Raw genomic sequence first — 16721 nt, forward strand, 5'->3', positions numbered from 1 at the left:
TACAACGTTGTAAAACGAAGGGGAACCTCGTCGATGAGAAAAGCCGCCCCCGTACTCGTCGCGCTGCTGACGGCGCTGGGCGTCGTGCAGGGCACGCCGCCCGCCGGCGCCGCCGAGCCCGTGCACGGCCTGAAGGGCGAGTACTTCGCCATGTCCCAGCCGGGCGCGCGCGACTTCGCGACGCTCGGCGGGACCGTGCTCGACAACCAGGTCAACCAGTCCGACCTGACCGGTGTGTTCAGCTTCCTGAACGGCCGGACCGAGCACACGACCGCGCGCTGGACCGGGCAGATCGCCGTGCCGCAGACCGGCGACTACACGTTCTACGCCATCGGTGACAACGGGTTCCGCCTGCTGATCGACGGCCAGCCGGTGATCGACCACTGGGTCCCGGACTGGGACAGGGAGCAGACCAGCGCTCCGGTCACGCTGACCGCGGGCAAGCAGTACGACTTCAAGCTCGAGATGTTCCAGGACGTCGGCGGCGCGAACATGTTCCTGCGCTGGTCGAGCGCGGGCATCGCGAAGCAGATCGTGCCGGAGTCGGCGTTCACCCCGCCGGCGGGCTTCCAGGCCGTGCCGCGCGCGGCGAGCATCTCCCGGGACGGGCGCACCCTCACCGCCGACTTCGACGGCCGGGTCTCGGGCACCGGTGACCTGAAGGACCACCTGCGCGTCGAGGTCGACGCGACGCCGATGCCGGTCTCGGTCGTGACGAGCAGCCGTGAGCGCGTGACCATCCGGCTCGCGGAGCGGGTGCTCAAGGGCCAGCTGGTCCGCATCTACTACGACGGCGCCGGCTCGCTGGCGGTGGGCGGCAAGAAGGTCGACAAGGCCGCGCGGGTCATCACGAACACCTCCACCGAACGGCTCCGCACGCCGTGGGGCGAGAAGGTCGACACGCGCAACCCGCTGCCCGAGTACCCGCGGCCGCAGCTCGAGCGCGACAAGTGGCTCAACCTCAACGGCCCGTGGGAGTTCTCCGGTGCCGAGGAGGGCCAGCAGCCGCAGTTCGGCAGGAAGCTGCCCGAGAAGATCATCGTGCCCTACCCGGTCGAGTCGCAGCTGTCGGGCCTGGAGCGGCACGAGGACCACATGTTCTACCGCCGCACGGTGACCGTCCCGCACGACTGGAAGATCGGGAACGGGCAGCGCCTCAAGCTCAACTTCGGCGCGGTCGACTACCAGGCCAAGGTCTGGGTGAACGGCAAGCTCGTCGCGGAGCACACCGGCGGCTACACGGCGTTCAGCGCCGACATCACCGACGCCCTCAAGCGCGGTGGCGAGCAGGAGATCATCGTCGCCGCCACCGACACGACGGGTCCGAACCAGCCCAAGGGCAAGCAGTCGCCCAACCCCAGCGGCATCTTCTACACCCCGTCGTCGGGCATCTGGCAGACGGTGTGGCTGGAGCCGGTGGCCGACAAGGGCATCGACGAGATCAAGACCACGCCCGACCTGACCACGAGCTCGCTCGCGCTCACCGTCAAGTCCGCGGGCAGCTCGACCGTCACCGCGGTCGCGAAGGACGCGCGCGGCAAGCAGGTCGGCACGGTCACCGGACCGGCGAACTCGCCGCTGACGCTGCCGGTGCCGAACCCGCACCTGTGGACGCCGGACGACCCCTACCTGTACCAGCTGGAGATCAAGCTGGGCAGCGACAGGGTGAAGAGCTACTTCGGCATGCGCTCCACCGGCATCGCCGACGTGGGCGGCACGCCCAAGCTCACGCTCAACGGCCAGCCGATCTTCAACCTGATGCAGCTCGACCAGGGCTTCTACCCGGACGGCCTGAACACCGCGCCGAGCGACGACGCGCTGGTCTTCGACCTGAAGGCGCAGAAGGACCTCGGCTTCAACGCGGTCCGCAAGCACATCAAGGCCGAGCCCGCCCGCTGGTACTACCACGCCGACCGGCTCGGACTGCTCGTGTGGCAGGACTTCGTGGCCCTCGAGGACGGCAACAACCCCCTCTCGCAGGAGCGGTTCGTCAAGGAGGGCAAGGAGCTGATGCACCAGCTCCAGAACTACCCGTCCATCTACGCCTGGATCGTGTTCAACGAGGGCTGGGGCGAGTGGGACAAGACCGTCACCGGGCAGATCACCGACGAGGTCAAGGCGATCGACCCGAGCCGGGTCGTCAGCGCCCACAGCGGCGTGAACTGCTGCGCCTCCAAGGGTGACAGCGGCAAGGGCGACGTCATCGACCACCACGACTACAACAACACCGACCCGGCCCGCCCGGACGGCAAGCGGGTCGTGATGGACGGCGAGCACGGCGGCTTCACGCTGCGCACGCCCGGCCACCAGTGGCCCGGCGCGCCGATCGCGATCTACAGCGGCGTGGCGGACAAGGCGGCGCTGACGGCGAAGTACGTCGACAACACCCGCACCTTCTACCTGGGCCAGGCGCGCCAGGAGATGTCCGCGTCGGTCTACACGCAGGTGACCGACCTCGAGGGCGAGCTCAACGGCCTGTGGACCTACGACCGCAAGGAGATCAAGGTCGACCCCGGTCCCGTCCGCGAGATCAACCGGCGCGTGATCGAGGCCGGTGCCAACGCGGGCAAGCCCTACCCGTACGCGGGCAAGGGCGAGTGGAACCTCGACGAGCGCAAGGGGAACACCGCGAAGGACTCGAGCGGCGGCAAGAACCCGCTGACGCTCACCCCGTCCGGTGTGACGTTCAAGGACGGCGCCCTGCAGTTCTCCGGCGGTTCGGCGGACACCTACGGCCCGGTCGTCGACACGACCGGTGACTACACGGTGCACGCCAAGGTGAAGCTCGACGAGGTGCCGGGCAACTACGCGACCGCGGTGAGCCAGGACGGCCGGGAGCGGGAGAACCCGTTCTACCTCCAGTACGGGCAGGGCGCCTGGGCGTTCAGCACGCCCGGCGGCAACCGCGCGCGGTTCGAGGTCGTGCCGGAGGTCGGCCGCTGGTACGAGCTCACGGGCGTGCGGGCCGGCAACGAGATCCGGCTCTACGTCGACGGCGTGAAGGTCGCGACGGCCGCGGCCGGTCCCGCGCTCGTCAGCACGGGTGCGTTCACGGTCGGCAGGGCCAAGTACAACGGTCAGAACGTCGACTTCTGGCGTGGTGCGGTCGACGACGTCGAGGTGGTCGGCAAGGCGTTGTCGGACGCGGAGGTCGCGCAGCTCTCCTGATGGTGGGAGAACGCTCTCCCGGCGTGGTACAACCTGGTGCATGAGCAAGAGCGCACCCACGCTGGAGGATGTGGCGAGAGTGGCGGGCGTGTCCCGTGCGACGGTCTCCAGGGTCGTCAACGGGACGCGCAACGTCGATCCGCAGCTCCAGGAGACGGTGCGCAACGCGATCGAGCAGACCGGGTACACGCCCAACCGCGTGGCCCGGTCTCTCGTCACCCGGCGGACCGGCACGGTCGCGCTGGTGATCTCCGGCGCCGGCGGGGGATCGGACGTCTTCACCGACCCGTTCTTCGGCCGGGTCACCGCCGGGGTCGTCGACTTCCTGCGGCTGCACGGCGTGCACCCGGTGCTCATGCTCGCCGACTCCGGCCACTCGCGGACCGAGGTGGTCGAGTTCCTCAGACAGGGCAGCGCCGACGGCGCGCTCCTGGTCTCCACCCACCCGTTCGACCCGCTGCCCGCGCAGCTGCTCGCGGCCGAGGTGCCCGCCGTGCTCTACGCGCGGCCCGGCAGGCCGATGCCGGTGAGCTACGTGGACATGGACCACCGCGCCGGCGGCACGCTGGCCGCCGACCACCTGGTGGCGGCGGGGCGGTACAACATCGCCACCATCTCCGGCCCGCTCGACGTGCTGGCGAGCCAGGACCGGCACGCCGGTTTCCGCGACGCCATGGCCCGCCACGGGTTCCCGTACGTGCCGACCGCGGAGGGCGGGTTCACCGCCGAGAGCGGGGCGGAGGCGATGCGGCGGCTGCTCACCGAGACCCCCGACCTCGACGCGGTGTTCGCCGCGAACGACCTGATGGCGCAGGCGGCCGTGGACGTGCTGCACGAGCACGGGCTGCGCGTGCCCGACGACGTGGCCGTGGTCGGGTTCGACGACAGCGCGCCCGCGCGGGCCTGCCGCCCGCAGCTCACGACCGTGCGCCAGCCCGTGGAGCGGATGGCGGCGCAGATGGCCGACCTGCTGCTGGCGGACCTCGAAAAACCGGGACAACGGCCGAGATCGGTCATCTTCGAACCGGAACTCGTCGTCCGGGCCTCCGCCTGATTGACCTGCCCGGCACCCGGCGTTAACGTCGCTTGGGAGAGCGCTCTCACGCCCCTGTCCAAGGCTTCCCCCTTCTCCCGTCAGGCAGGATCATGGGCTCACCCCTGTCCAGGGCCGCCGCGTTCGCCGCTGCCGCTCTGTGTTTGGTGACAACCGTCAGCGCCACCTCCCAGGCCGGTGCCGCCGCGTGCGGCACCACGAACGTCGCACTCGGCCGCACGGCCACCGCGTCCTCCACCGAGAACGGCGGCACGCCCGCCTCCGCCGCTGTCGACGGCGACGCGGGCACCCGGTGGTCGTCGCAGTTCTCCGACCCGCAGTGGGTCCAGGTCGACCTCGGGTCCACGCAGCAGGTCTGCCGCGTCTCCCTGGCCTGGGAGGGCGCGTACGGCAAGGCCTTCCAGGTCCAGGTGACCGACAACGCCGCCGACCCGTCGTCGTGGCGCAACGTGTACTCGACCACGACCGGCACCGGCGGCACGCAGAACCTCGACGTCAACGGCTCCGGCCGGTACGTGCGCGTGCTGGGCACCCAGCGCGGCACCGGCTACGGCTACTCGTTGTGGGAGCTCGGCGTGTTCACCGAGGGCGACACGACCACCGTGCCGCCGACCGACCCGCGCAACCCGGACTTCGGTCCCGACGTGCACGTCTACGGGCCGGGTTCGTCGCAGGCGGAGATGCAGTCGAGGCTCGACTCGATCGCCGCGCAGATGAAGACGAACCAGTTCGGGCCGCAGCGCCACGCCGTGCTGTTCAAGCCCGGCACCTACAACGCCGACGTCAACCTGCGCTTCTACACGCAGATCGCCGGGCTGGGCCTCAACCCGGACGACGTCAACATCAACGGGCACATCCGGGTCGAGGCCGACTGGCTGCAGCAGGGCAACGACCCCAACAACCTCGGCAACGCCACGCAGAACTTCTGGCGCGGCGCCGAGAACCTCTCGGTCACGCTGCCCGCCAACCAGATCGAGCGCTGGGCGGTCTCGCAGGCCACCGCGTACCGGCGGATGCACCTGCGCGGCCAGGCCCACCTGTGGAACGGCTACGACGGCTGGGCCAGCGGCGGCCTGATCGTCGACAGCAAGATCGACGGCGTCGTGGTGTCGGGCTCGCAGCAGCAGTTCCTCACCCGCAACAGCAACCTCGCGGGCGGCTGGTCGGGCTCGGTGTGGAACATGGTCTTCGCGGGCACGCAGGGCGCCCCGGCCGACCACTTCCCGAACCCGTCGCACACCACGGTCGACACCTCGCCGGTGACGCGGGAGAAGCCGTACCTCTACGTCGACGGCTCCGGTTCGTACCGGGTCTTCGTGCCGGCGCTGCGCACCAACTCTCGCGGCACCAGCTGGGAGAACGGCAACCCCGGTTCGTCGATCTCGCTCGCGGACTTCTTCGTCGTCAAACCCGGCACGCCGGTCGCGACGATCAACTCCGCGCTGGCGCAGGGCAAGCACCTGCTGCTCACGCCGGGCATCCACCAGCTCGACGACACGATCAGGGTCACCCGCCCGAACACGGTCGTGCTGGGCCTCGGGCTCGCCACGCTGACCCCGACCACCGGGAAGGCCGCGCTCACGACGTCCGATGTGGACGGTGTGAAGCTGGCCGGGTTCCTGGTCGACGCCGGCGTGCGGAACTCCCCGGTGCTGCTGGAGATCGGTGACGCGACCACCGCCGACCACTCGGCCAACCCGACGTCGCTGCACGACGTGTACCTGCGCGTCGGCGGGTCGCAGGCGGGCAAGGCGACGGTCAGCATGCGGGTCAACAGCCGCAACACGATCATCGACCACACCTGGGTGTGGCGGGCCGACCACGGCGCGGGCGTGAGCTGGACGGCGAACCCCGGCCAGAACGGCGTGGTCGTCAACGGCGAGAACGTGACCGCGTACGGGCTGTTCGTCGAGCACTACCAGCAGCACAACCTGGTGTGGAACGCCAACGGCGGCCGCGTGTACCTGTACCAGAACGAGCTGCCGTACGACCCGCCGAACCAGGCCGCGTGGATGAACGGCTCCCAGCGCGGCTGGGCGGGCTACAAGGTGGCCGACCCGGTGACGACGCACCAGGCGTTCGGCGTCGGCGTCTACGCCTTCAACCAGGCCGACCCGAGCATCGTGACGGACAACGCCTTCGAGGCGCCGAACCGGCCGGGCGTGCGGTTCACGCACCTGGTCGCGGTGTCGCTGGGCGGAGTGGGCACGATCGCCAACGTCATCAACGGCACGGGCGGTCAGGCGGACCAGGCGAACCAGGTCCGCTACGTCGTGAACTACCCGTGATCGAGGCGGTTCCGCTGCTTCTCGTGTGACGACTCGACACCCCGGGGCACGCGCCGCCCCGGGGTGCATGAGGAGGAGAACGTCACCGCGGCAACCGGTAGTCCGGTCCCAGCGCCGCTCCTCGATCCGGCTTGTAGAGGTCGAACCCGCGCGGGTCGCACTGCAGGCCGCCGTTGATGCAGTGGCGGACCAGCGCTGCCTGCGTGGGCGCGTCCCAGGCGTTCATGAAGTCGTAGTGCCAGGTGTAGCCGCGGCCGCTGGCGAGCCGGACGCGCGACATGTCACCGGACACCGGGAACGCCATCTTGAACTCGATCATCGGCACCGCGACCGGGTGCGACGACGGGCAGACCAGGCTCGCGCGGTCCGGGTAGGCCATGTGCGACTGGTGGTTCGCCGAGTCGAGGTCGCGGCCGTTCCAGCAGCTCGGCGCCTGGTAGCGGACGTTGAGCTGGGTGCCGGGCGGGCAGTGCGCGGGGATGTCCCAGTTGTGGGAGCTGTCGCCGCACTCCCAGCCCTCGACCGCGCCGGGCGCCGTGCGGAACTGCTCCTGCGTCGCCGCGGCGCTGCCGACCACGAACCTCAGCCCCGGCGGGAACGGCACGACGTCCTGGTACCTCAGGATGCCGGACTTGTAGTAGATGACCTGCGGGAAGTTCGGCGGCACGATCTGGTCGCCGTTGTAGACCGATGGGAACCAGTACGCGGACTTGTCGTCCGGCGTCTTGCAGTTGGTCTGCGCCGCCTTGAGGGAGTCGTTGGTGCTGCGGGCGTTCGTGGACGGGTTGCCCAGGAACGTGTGCATGTGCGACGCGCCCGGCAGTCCCGGGAAGACGATCGGGTCGTCCGGGAGGTGGGTCGTGACCGAGCAGTTCGCCTGGAACTCGTGGTGCGTGACGAGGTCGTCGGCCTGGGCCGACTGGCTCGCGACGGCGACGACCGCCGCCACGAGTGCGGCCGCGGCCGCCAGTGAGCTGAGCTTCCGGGACACCTGTGTCCTCCTGCCGATGTGGGGAACCGGCTGGGAGAGCGCTCTCCCAGACAGCGTCCCGTCCCCTCCTGGAGGTGTCAAGACCGGTTCTTTTGACACCGCCGACGTCTGGTCGTAACGTCCCCCGGCAGGGTCGTGAGAGCGCTCTCCACGCACACACCCCTACTCGTCGCAGGAGGCGCGATGCTCCGCGTCCGCTCCATCGGCACGGTCGTCGCCGTGCTGCTCGGCCTGGCGGTGCTCCCCGCGCAGGCCGCTCCCGCCCTGCTCTCCCGGGGCAGACCGGCGGTCGCGTCGTCGGCCGAGAACGGTGGCACCCCCGCGTCCGCCGCCGTCGACGGGGACGGCGGCACCCGCTGGTCGAGCGCGTGGAGCGATCCGCAGTGGCTGCGCGTCGACCTCGGCGCGCCGTCGTCGGTGACGCGGGTCGAGCTCGACTGGGAATCCGCGTATGCGACGGCGTTCGAGATCCAGGTCTCGGCCGACGGCTCCGCCTGGCAGACGATCCGCTCGGTGACCCGCGCGACCGGGGGCCGGCAGAGCTACGACGTCAACGGAAGTGGCCGGTACGTCCGCATCTACACCACCCAGCGCGCCAACGGGTACGGCGTCTCGCTGTGGGAGCTCCGGGTCTTCGGCGAGCAGGGCGCGGTGGCCCCCGGCGGAGTCCACGTGACGGGTTCGCAGGGCAACTGGCAGCTGCTGGTGGACGGCAAGCCGTGGACGGTGAAGGGCCTGACCTGGGGCCCGCCCGCCGCGGACGCCGCGCGGTACATGCCCGAGCTCAAGTCCATGGGCACCAACACCCTGCGGACCTGGGGCACCGACGCTTCGACCCGTCCGCTGCTGGACGCGGCGGCGGCTCAGGGGCTGCGCGTCATCAACGGCTTCTGGCTGCAACCCGGTGGCGGTCCCGGTTCCGGTGGCTGCGTCGACTACGTGACCGACACCCGGTACAAGGCCGACGTGCTCGGCCAGATCCGGCAGTGGGTCACCACCTACCGCGACCACCCCGGCGTGCTCATGTGGAACGTCGGCAACGAGTCCCTCCTCGGCCTGCAGAACTGCTACTCCGGCACCGAGCTGGAGAACCAGCGCATCGCCTGCGCCAAGTACCTCAACGAAGCGGCACGGGCGATCCACGCCATCGACGCGAACCACCCCGTGACGAGCACGGACGCGTGGACCGGTGCGTGGGTCTACCTCAAGGCGCACACGCCGGACCTCGACCTCTACGCCGTCAACTCCTACGGCAACGTCTGCAAAGTGCGCCAGGACTGGATTAACGGCGGCTACACCAAGCCGTACATCCTCACCGAGGCCGGCCCTGCGGGGGAGTGGGAGGTGCCTAACGACGCGAACGGCGTGCCTCTCGAACCGACCGACGTGCAGAAGCGCGACGGCTACACCCAGGCGTGGAACTGCATCGTGGGCCACACCGGCGTCTCCTTCGGCGGCACGCTCTTCCACTACGGCACCGAGTACGACTTCGGCGCCGTCTGGTTCAACCTGACCCCCGCGGGCAAGAAGCGGCTGTCGTTCTACGCGGTGCAACGGGCTTTCGGCGGTGCCACGCCCGCCAACACGCCACCGGTGATCTCCTCGATGACCGTGCCGGCCACGGTCGCCGCGGGCGCGCCGCTGGCGATCGACGTGGCGGCGTCCGACCCGGACGGTGACGCGCTGACGTGGTCGGCGGCGTTCAACAGCAGGTACGTCGACGGCAGCGGCGGCCTGGCCGGTGCGCCCGTGCAGGTGAACGGCGGCCGTCTGACCGTGACCGCACCCGATCGGCTCGGCGTGTGGAAGGTCTACGTCATGGCCGAGGACGGCCGCGGCAACATCGGCATCGAGACCCGGTCCGTGCGGGTCGTGGCGCCGCGGCCGGCCGGGGTGGACGTGGCGCGGGGCAAGGCCGTCACCGCGTCGTCGTACCAGCAGACCGGCGACGGAGCGCCCTACCCGCCGTCGAACGCGGTGGACGGCGACGCCTCCTCGCGCTGGGCCGCGGACTGGGCCGATCCGCAGTGGATCCGCGTCGACCTCGGCGCCGTCACGACCTTCCAGCACGTGCAACTGGTGTGGGAGGGCGCGTTCGGCCGTGCGTACGAGATCCAGGTGTCGGACGACGGCAACGCCTGGAGGCCGGTCTACGCCACCACGTCCGGCAACGGCGGCGTGGACTCCATCGACGTGACGGCCACCGGCAGGTACGTGCGGATGTACGCCACCCAGCGCGGGACCGGCTGGGGCTACTCGTTGTACGAGTTCGGCGTGTACCGGCGCTGATGTCCGGCTACCGGGTGGATTTCGCCACCGCATGAGGTGAATCCCGATCTCCGGCCCCGGCGCCGTGACTACCTTCGGCGCAATGACCGTCGAAGTGGCGCTGGGACCGGGATCGAGCACGTGGGACAGGCTCGGTCAGTGGCGGTACCTGCTGGTGATGCACCGGACGCTGGTGCTGCAGGCCGCGCACCCCGCCGTGGGCGCGGCCGTGGCCGAGTACTCCGTCTACAACGCGCGCCCGTGGCGGAGGTTGCTGCGCACGCTGGACAGCCTGCACACCTACGTCTACGGCAGCGCGGCCGAACAACGCCGCGAGCTCGCCCGCCTCGAACGGCTGCACCGCCGCATGCAGGGCACCGACGGCTACGGCCGGTCCTACGACGCGGGCGACACGACCGCCCGCGCGTGGGTGCACCTGACGCTGTTCGAGGGCGTGCTGACCATGCAGCGCCTGGGCGGCGAACCGCTGTCGTCCGAGGAGACCGCGCGCTTCTACCGCGAGTGGTGCCGCCTGGGCCACGAGTTCGGCCTGGCGCCGCAGGACCTCCCGGCCACGCCGGAGGAGTTCGAGACCTACTTCGCCCACGTGGTCGCCGAGGTGCTGGAGGACAACGCGACGGTGCGCGACCTGTTGTCCGGCAGCATCTACCGCGTGCCGCCTCCCGCGGCCCTGCCGCTGCCGGGCCTGGTCTGGGCGCCGCTGCGCTACGCCGTGGTGACCGCCGCGGTCCAGGCGACCGCCGTGACGCTGCCCCCGGCCTACCGCGAGCGCCTGCGCCTCACCACCGTGCCGGGCCTGGGCCTGCTGGTCGACGGCCTGCACCTGACCACCCGGCTGGCCTTCGAGCTGCTGCCGAAACCGTGGCGCTACATGCCGCTGGCCGCCGCGTCGATCAGGGCCGCCGCGGCCCCGCGCGTCACCACCGCCCCCGAGTCGTTCTTCGAGTCGGTGCTGGACCAGAACGGCGACGGCCACCTGCGCTGGCCGGACCTGCTGGCGATGGCCAGGGAGATCAGCACCCACTTCGACCTGGACGAGAAGGACGAGGACCAGGTCCACGAGGCGTTCCGGTCGTGGTGGGAGCAGCTCTGCGCGGCGACCCGCACGACCTCGGACGGCACGGTGACCGCCGCCGCGTACGCCGTGGCGCTGGCGGACGGGCGTTATCCCGGCGTGCCCTCGCGGGAGGACGGCGTCGGGGCGGTCGCCGCGGTGGTGCGCGGCCTGGTCGACCGCGACGGCAACGGCGAGGTGCGGCAGGACGAGTACGCCCGGCTGCTGGACCACTCGCCGCGGCGGCACGAGCTGATCGCGGCCATGCGGGAGCTCGACCACGACGGGGACGGGACCATCCTCGGCGACGAGCTGGAGCAGGCGGTGCGGGAGTTCCTGGTGGGGGAGCGGGACTTCGCGGCGGCGCGGCAGCTGCTGGGCCGGATCTAGGCCGGTCCGGCGGGGGCGGCTTCGCCGGAATCCGTCCCTGCCGGGAACCCGTCCCCGCCGGGGGGCGTCACGGCATCGGCCGCGCCTGCACCAGCCCGTTCATGTGCGCGAACGCCACCGCGTGCACCCGGTCCCGCAACCCCAGCTTCGCCAGCACCCGGGACACGTGCGTCTTCACCGTCTCGTCCCCGACGTGCAGCAGCGCCGCGATCTCCGCGTTGGAGTAGGCGGCCGCGACCAGGTGGAGCACCTCCCGCTCCCGGGCCGTCAGCAACGCGAGCTCCGGCGGTGAGGCGGGGGGCGCGAGGCTGACCGCGAACCGGGCGATCAGCCGCTGCGTCACCGACGGGTCGATCAGCGCGTCGCCGCGGGCCGCCACCCGGACCGCGGAGATCAGCTCCTCCGGCGGCAGCGATTTCAGCAGGAACCCCGAGGCCCCGGCCTTCAGCGCCCGGTACACGTACTCGTCCGAGTCGTAGGTGGTCAGCAGCAACACCTTCGTGCGGTTCGCCGGGTCGGTCAGGATCAGCTCGGTGGCGCCCAGGCCGTCCAGCTTCGGCATGCGGATGTCAAGGACCGCGACGTCCGGGCGCAGGCGCGCCACCTCGGTCACGGCCGCGCGGCCGTCCGCCACCTCCGCCACGCACTCGAGGTCCGGCTGGGTGTCGAAGATGGCGCGCATGCCCGAGCGCAGCATCGCGTGGTCGTCGGCCAGCAGCACCGTCAGGGTCATGACGCCTCCAGGGGGAACGTGACGGCCGTGCGCCACGTCCTGCCGTCCGGTTCCAGGCCGGAGCAGGTGGTGCCGGCGAACATCGACGCCCTGTTGCGGATGCCCACCAGGCCCCTGCGCACGGAACCGGTGCCGTCGCGGGCTCCCGCCGGGTTCTCGGCGGCGACGACCAGCGCCGCCGGAGCGTACTCCAGGGTCACTGTCACGCCGGAGGCGTCGCCATGGCGCAGGGCGTTGGTCAGCATCTCCTGGATGATGCGGTAGACCGTGATGTCCAACGACTCCGGCACCTCGCGTTGCCGGCCGCTCACCACGAGCCGGGCGGGGACGCCGGCCGACCGGACGCCGTCGAGCAGTTCGTCCAGGTTGTCGAGGCCCGGCTGACGGGCGCCCTCGGACTTGGCTCCGTGCAACAGGTCCAGCAGGTGCCGCAGGTCGACCATGGCCGCGCGGCTCGCGATCTCCACCGAGCGCAGGGAGAGCGCGAGGCGCGTGTCGCCGGAGGGCAGGCCCAGGCGGGCGGCGCCCGCGTGCAGGCCTATCGCGCTGACGTGGTGCACGATCACGTCGTGCAGGTCGCGGGCTATCGCGCTGCGCTCCTCGCTCACGGCCTTGGTGACGGCCGCCGTGGCGTCGCGCTGTTCCATCTCCGACCGCTTCTCCAACTCGGCGAGGTACGCGCGGCGCGCGGTGGTGTAGCGGCCGACGAGCCACGGCAGCACGCCCGCCTTGGCCGCCACCAGCAGTGCCGTCACGAAGGTGTGGCCGACGAACAGCGAGCACGTCATCAGGCTCGCCACCAGCAGGCCCAGCGACAGGAACGCGGGACTGCCGCGCAACCACGCTCCCGCGCGGTACCCGGCGATCAGCAGGCCGGCCTCGTTGGCGTCGACGTTCCTGCCGAACGCGAACAGCACCAGCACCGGCAGCACCGCCTGCGCCGCCGCCACCCAGCCGGAGAACTTCGCGGGGCCCGCCAGCGCCGCGTCCACGGCGAGCGTCAGCCCCAGGACCAGGGCGGTCTGCCACAGCGTCTTGTGCTCGAGCACCACGAAGCCGGCGTCCGCGACCATGCACACGGCGGCCACCAGCCACGACTGGTGCTTCAGGGGCATTCTGATCGAGTCCATCGCACGGCAATCCTGCCGGATCGCGGCCCCGAGTTCCTCCCGCTCCGCAGGGGCCGGAGATCCCCCGTGCGGGGGAGAGGAGTTCAGCCCCCGCAGTGACGCGCACGACCGGCGGTGATCGATAGGTTCTGCCGCGATGAAGCGAAGTGGTGCGATTCTGCTGCTCCTGCTGGGCGCGGTCCTCGGGGCCGTCGGCCCGGCGGCGGCCGACGGGGCCCAGTCCGGCGCGGACCTCCACGTCGCGCAGAGCCTCGGCGACCGCGACCTCACGGTGATCATCCGGCGGGTCGCGGAGGTGCCGGGCCCGGTGCACGTCGACGTGGTGACGCACGCCGGGTCGCCGCCCGGCGAGATCACGCTGACCGCCCGGGCCGTGGGCGCGCAGACCAGTTCGGCCAGGGTCGTCCTCGGGCAGGAGCCCGGGTTCCACCCCGCCGTCGTGCGGGTCGACCGGCCCGGCCCGTGGGAGCTCGCGGTCGACGAGGCGACCATCCCGTTCGTCGTCCCGGCGCTCGTGGCGTCGCCGTGGGAGAACGCCACCTACGGCGGGTTCATCGCCGCGGGGATGTTGCTGCTGCTGGCGTTGCTGGCCGCGGTGTCCGGCCGACCCGGACTCGCGCTCGTGCCGACGGCGGGCGTGGTGGCCGCGATCTCGGTCGGGGCCACGGCGGCGCTGCTGTCGCCCTCCATCCCCCCGGTCGCCGCACCCGGCACCCAGCTCGACCCGACGTTCGACAGCGTCACGAACCCGTGGGAGCGAACGTCCACAACGGACTTCTCGCGGCCACCGGTGAACCTGGTGCCGCGGATGGAGGGCACCGACCTCGTGCTCGGCCTCACCGACGGCTCGTCCGGACGGCCGGTCGACGACCTCCTGGTGCACGACAACGCGTTCGTGCACCTGGTGGTCGTGTCGCCGACGGGCGCCCTCCGCCACCTGCACCCGGTCCGCACCGCGCCCGGCGAGTACCGGGCCCGGCTCAAGGCGCCGGAACAGGGCGCGCACGCCGTCGCCGCCGAGATCGCCCGGCGCGGCGGGGGAGTGCAGCTGCTGCGGGCCACCGTCGACGTCACCGGCACGGGAACCGCGCCGGAGCCGGGGAAGGCCGACGTGACCACGGAGGTCCGTGAGGCGGGCCGGCCGACCACGATCACGGCGAAGTTCGGCGAACGCGACCTGCAGCCGTGGCTCGGGATGCTCGGGCACATGATCGTCGTCGGCCCCGTCACCGGCACGAACCCGGTGGGCGCGCCGATCTGGGCGCACGTGCACTCGATGATCCCGCCCGTGCCGGGCATGCCCGGCCAACCGGACGAGAGCGTCGCCGCCTACGGGCCGGACGTGCCGTTCACGTACTCGTTCCCGTTGCCCGGCAAGTACCTCGTGTGGATCCAGGTCGAACGGAACTACTCCGTCGTCACCGTCCCGCGCGAGGTCGACGTGCCGGCGCCGAAGGGAGCCACGACGAAGTGAAGCGCCGAGCACTGGGAGCCCTGGCCGTCGCCGTCGCGCTCGTGGCCGCACTGGTCGTGCTGTGGCCGCGCGGCGTCGAGGTGCGGCCCCAGGTCGCCGAGAGCGGCCGGTTCCGGTTCGAACTGACGCCTGGCAGCACGAAATCCGGCACCACCACCCTCGACCTCGTGGTCACCGACCGCTCCGGCAACGCCGCGAGCGGCGAGGTGACCGTCGAGCCCGCGATGCCGCAGATGGGCCACGCGCTGGCCCCGATCACCGCGGCACCGGTCGAGCCCGGCCACTACCGGGTCGGCGGCGTCGGCCTGACCATGGCCGGGCAGTGGGAGATCACGGTGTCACTCAGCGCGGAGCGGGTCGTCATCCCGCTGCTGCTCACCTAGGAGGGGGAGAACCACAAGTGGACATCACAGCTGTCGCCGCGCCGTCGGCGAGGGTCGCCGTCCCGAGGGGACTGGTGCCCGCGAGCGTCGTGCTCGCCGGCGCCGTCACCTCGCTCATCGGGCTGACCTGGGACATCCAGTGGCACACCGACGTCGGTCCCGACACGTTCTTCACGCTGCCGCACCTGTTCCTGTACGCGGGCAGCGCCATCTCCGGCCTCGCGAGCCTGGTCGTCGTGCTCGTGACGACGGCGAACAGCAAGCGCGCCAAGGAGGTCGACCCGGTCGTCGGCGGCCGCGCGGTCGGCGTGTTCGGCCGCACCTTCGCCGCCCCCGTGGGCTACCTGGTCTCCGGCACCGGCGCGGCGCTGTTCCTGGTGTACGGCCTGTGGGACCAGTGGTGGCACGGCCTGTACGGCTTCGACGCCGTGATCGACTCGCCGCCGCACATCGGGCTGCTGCTGTCGATCTCGATCACCATGGTCGGCGCCGTCATGATCTTCGCCGTCGCCCGGGACCAGAGGTGGGGCACCTACGGCGTCGCGGGCGCCGCGGCCACGCTGCTCACGTTCAGCATGGTGACCGTGCTCGGCCTGCGCGCCCTGCCGGGCGGACCGGTCAACACGGTCAACGCCGGCAGCGCGTTCTTCTCGGTGATGATCCTGTTCATGGGCGCCTACGTCCTGAACCGCCGGGGCGGCGCGCTCGCCGTCGGCGTGGTGGTCGCGGCGCTGCAGGCGCTCTTCTGGTGGTTCTCGCCGTGGGCGACCGAGGTCTACGCGACCGCGACGGGCCTGCCGTTGCGCGACTACGTCGACGGCATTCCCGGTCTGCCCAACATGATCCCGATGAGCCTGCTGCTCGTCGCGATCGCCGTGGAACTGCTGCGCGGCCTGCCCGCGTGGATTCCCGGCCTGGTCGGCGGCGTGATGATCACGGGCCTGGCGCCGGTGCAGCGCATCCTCGTGTACGGCGCGGGCTTCCCGGCCATGCAGCGGTACCTCGCCACCGTCGTCGCGGGTGCCGTGCTCGGCGCGCTGGCCGGGATGCTCGGCCGCCGGTTCGGGCAGATGCTGCGCCACCTCGCCCCGGTCAAGGAGAACACCCATGCGTAGGACGTTGCTGGGACTCGCGGGCACGGTCGCGCTGCTGCTCGGCCTCACCGCCCCCGCCCTCGCCTTCGAACCGGTGAACGTCGTGCACACCGAGAAGGTCGAGGCCGGCCCGTACGACCTGACGGTCGGCTTCAGCACCTGGCCGATCAAGGCCATGCAGTCCCTGGACTTCACGTTCGCGCCGGAAGGCGGCGTGGAGGACAAGAAGGGCACGCTGACCCTGATCCACAGCGGCAAGGAGTTCAACGACGACCCGCTGGCCCGCCATCCCCGCAAGCGGGAGGTGTGGGGCCTCGACATCCAGGCCCTGCCCGAGCCGGGCACCTGGGCGTTGCGGTTCGACATCGACGGTCCCTCCGGGCCGGCCACCGGCGAGCTGGCGAACCTGCAGGTCATGGAACAGCCCGGACCGCCGATGGGGCTGTCGTGGGCGATCAGCACGATCCCGCTGTTCGGCCTGATCGCGCTGATCGTGGTCGCGTGGCGCCGGACGCGCGCGGTCGTCTAGGAGGACCTGGTGGCTCCGCGGGATGCGGACCCCCGGAGCCACCACCAGACCCGGTGAATTCCGGGCCGAAAAAGTGCGGTCTGTGTCTTATACACAAAACCCAGCCCACGAGAACGAGCGAAATCGCGTATTCCGTCTTATGGG

The 16721-nt window shown here is 71.2% G+C and carries 12 protein-coding genes; 9 read left to right on the plus strand and 3 right to left on the minus strand.

What is annotated here, in order from left to right; all coding sequences use genetic code 11:
- The first annotated feature begins 33 nt into the window (after window positions 1-33).
- From ACFWGZ_RS13045 to ACFWGZ_RS13055, 3 genes are all read left to right on the plus strand, one after another.
- On the plus strand, window positions 34-3168 hold the full coding sequence (locus ACFWGZ_RS13045; RefSeq protein ID WP_382451690.1) for a LamG-like jellyroll fold domain-containing protein: 3135 nt from the start codon (window positions 34-36) through the stop codon (window positions 3166-3168).
- A 40-nt stretch (window positions 3169-3208) separates the two neighbouring features.
- Window positions 3209-4222: a LacI family DNA-binding transcriptional regulator gene (locus ACFWGZ_RS13050; protein WP_382451691.1), complete on the plus strand. Its 1014-nt coding sequence runs from the start codon at window positions 3209-3211 to the stop codon at window positions 4220-4222.
- A 92-nt stretch (window positions 4223-4314) separates the two neighbouring features.
- On the plus strand, window positions 4315-6510 hold the full coding sequence (locus ACFWGZ_RS13055) for a discoidin domain-containing protein (RefSeq protein ID WP_382451692.1): 2196 nt from the start codon (window positions 4315-4317) through the stop codon (window positions 6508-6510).
- A gap of 82 nt (window positions 6511-6592) precedes the next feature.
- Here ACFWGZ_RS13055 and ACFWGZ_RS13060 read toward each other — a convergent pair whose 3' ends face one another.
- Window positions 6593-7501 (minus strand): DUF1996 domain-containing protein, encoded by a 909-nt coding sequence (locus ACFWGZ_RS13060; protein WP_382451693.1) that lies wholly within the window; start codon window positions 7499-7501, stop codon window positions 6593-6595.
- Window positions 7502-7684: 183 nt separating this feature from the next.
- Here ACFWGZ_RS13060 and ACFWGZ_RS13065 point away from each other — a divergent pair, with 183 nt between their 5' ends.
- Window positions 7685-9790 carry a discoidin domain-containing protein gene (locus ACFWGZ_RS13065; RefSeq protein ID WP_382451694.1) on the plus strand — a complete coding sequence of 702 codons (2106 nt, stop codon included), beginning with the start codon at window positions 7685-7687 and terminating at the stop codon, window positions 9788-9790.
- 82 nt (window positions 9791-9872) lie between these two features.
- On the plus strand, window positions 9873-11234 hold the full coding sequence (locus ACFWGZ_RS13070) for an oxygenase MpaB family protein (RefSeq protein ID WP_382451695.1): 1362 nt from the start codon (window positions 9873-9875) through the stop codon (window positions 11232-11234).
- Window positions 11235-11301: 67 nt separating this feature from the next.
- Here ACFWGZ_RS13070 and ACFWGZ_RS13075 read toward each other — a convergent pair whose 3' ends face one another.
- Together ACFWGZ_RS13075 and ACFWGZ_RS13080 are read right to left on the minus strand one after the other, a co-directional pair.
- Window positions 11302-11967, minus strand: coding sequence for a response regulator (locus ACFWGZ_RS13075; RefSeq protein ID WP_382451696.1), 666 nt, complete (start codon window positions 11965-11967; stop codon window positions 11302-11304).
- Window positions 11964-13097: a sensor histidine kinase gene (locus ACFWGZ_RS13080; RefSeq protein ID WP_382451697.1), complete on the minus strand. Its 1134-nt coding sequence runs from the start codon at window positions 13095-13097 to the stop codon at window positions 11964-11966. The genes ACFWGZ_RS13075 and ACFWGZ_RS13080 overlap by 4 nt, the downstream gene beginning before the upstream one ends.
- A 136-nt stretch (window positions 13098-13233) precedes the next feature.
- On the opposite strand from ACFWGZ_RS13080, the gene ACFWGZ_RS13085 reads away from it, so the two are divergent.
- The 4 genes from ACFWGZ_RS13085 to ACFWGZ_RS13100 are packed head-to-tail and all read left to right on the plus strand — an operon-like array spanning window position 13234 to window position 16577.
- Window positions 13234-14571 carry a hypothetical protein gene (locus tag ACFWGZ_RS13085; RefSeq protein WP_382451698.1) on the plus strand — a complete coding sequence of 446 codons (1338 nt, stop codon included), beginning with the start codon at window positions 13234-13236 and terminating at the stop codon, window positions 14569-14571.
- Window positions 14568-14954: a FixH family protein gene (locus ACFWGZ_RS13090; RefSeq protein WP_382451699.1), complete on the plus strand. Its 387-nt coding sequence runs from the start codon at window positions 14568-14570 to the stop codon at window positions 14952-14954. The genes ACFWGZ_RS13085 and ACFWGZ_RS13090 overlap by 4 nt, the downstream gene beginning before the upstream one ends.
- 17 nt (window positions 14955-14971) lie before the next feature.
- Window positions 14972-16069 carry a hypothetical protein gene (locus tag ACFWGZ_RS13095; RefSeq protein ID WP_382451700.1) on the plus strand — a complete coding sequence of 366 codons (1098 nt, stop codon included), beginning with the start codon at window positions 14972-14974 and terminating at the stop codon, window positions 16067-16069.
- A complete protein-coding gene (locus ACFWGZ_RS13100) occupies window positions 16062-16577 on the plus strand; it encodes a hypothetical protein (protein ID WP_382451701.1) in 516 nt (171 codons plus the stop codon). Before ACFWGZ_RS13095 ends, ACFWGZ_RS13100 begins: the two co-directional genes overlap by 8 nt.
- Window positions 16578-16721 lie beyond the last annotated feature (144 nt).

It is taken from the genome of Lentzea sp. NPDC060358 (assembly GCF_042725365.1).
Taxonomy (GTDB): domain Bacteria; phylum Actinomycetota; class Actinomycetes; order Mycobacteriales; family Pseudonocardiaceae; genus Lentzea.

Coding starts and splice junctions, on each gene's coding strand:
- ACFWGZ_RS13045 (WP_382451690.1), top strand. CDS start 34: ATGAGAAAAGCCGCCCCCGTACTCGTCGCGCTGCTGACGGCGCTGGGC.
- ACFWGZ_RS13080 (WP_382451697.1), bottom strand. CDS start 13,097: ATGGACTCGATCAGAATGCCCCTGAAGCACCAGTCGTGGCTGGTGGCC.
- ACFWGZ_RS13070 (WP_382451695.1), top strand. CDS start 9,873: ATGACCGTCGAAGTGGCGCTGGGACCGGGATCGAGCACGTGGGACAGG.
- ACFWGZ_RS13050 (WP_382451691.1), top strand. CDS start 3,209: ATGAGCAAGAGCGCACCCACGCTGGAGGATGTGGCGAGAGTGGCGGGC.
- ACFWGZ_RS13100 (WP_382451701.1), top strand. CDS start 16,062: ATGCGTAGGACGTTGCTGGGACTCGCGGGCACGGTCGCGCTGCTGCTC.
- ACFWGZ_RS13065 (WP_382451694.1), top strand. CDS start 7,685: ATGCTCCGCGTCCGCTCCATCGGCACGGTCGTCGCCGTGCTGCTCGGC.
- ACFWGZ_RS13085 (WP_382451698.1), top strand. CDS start 13,234: ATGAAGCGAAGTGGTGCGATTCTGCTGCTCCTGCTGGGCGCGGTCCTC.
- ACFWGZ_RS13055 (WP_382451692.1), top strand. CDS start 4,315: ATGGGCTCACCCCTGTCCAGGGCCGCCGCGTTCGCCGCTGCCGCTCTG.
- ACFWGZ_RS13075 (WP_382451696.1), bottom strand. CDS start 11,967: ATGACCCTGACGGTGCTGCTGGCCGACGACCACGCGATGCTGCGCTCG.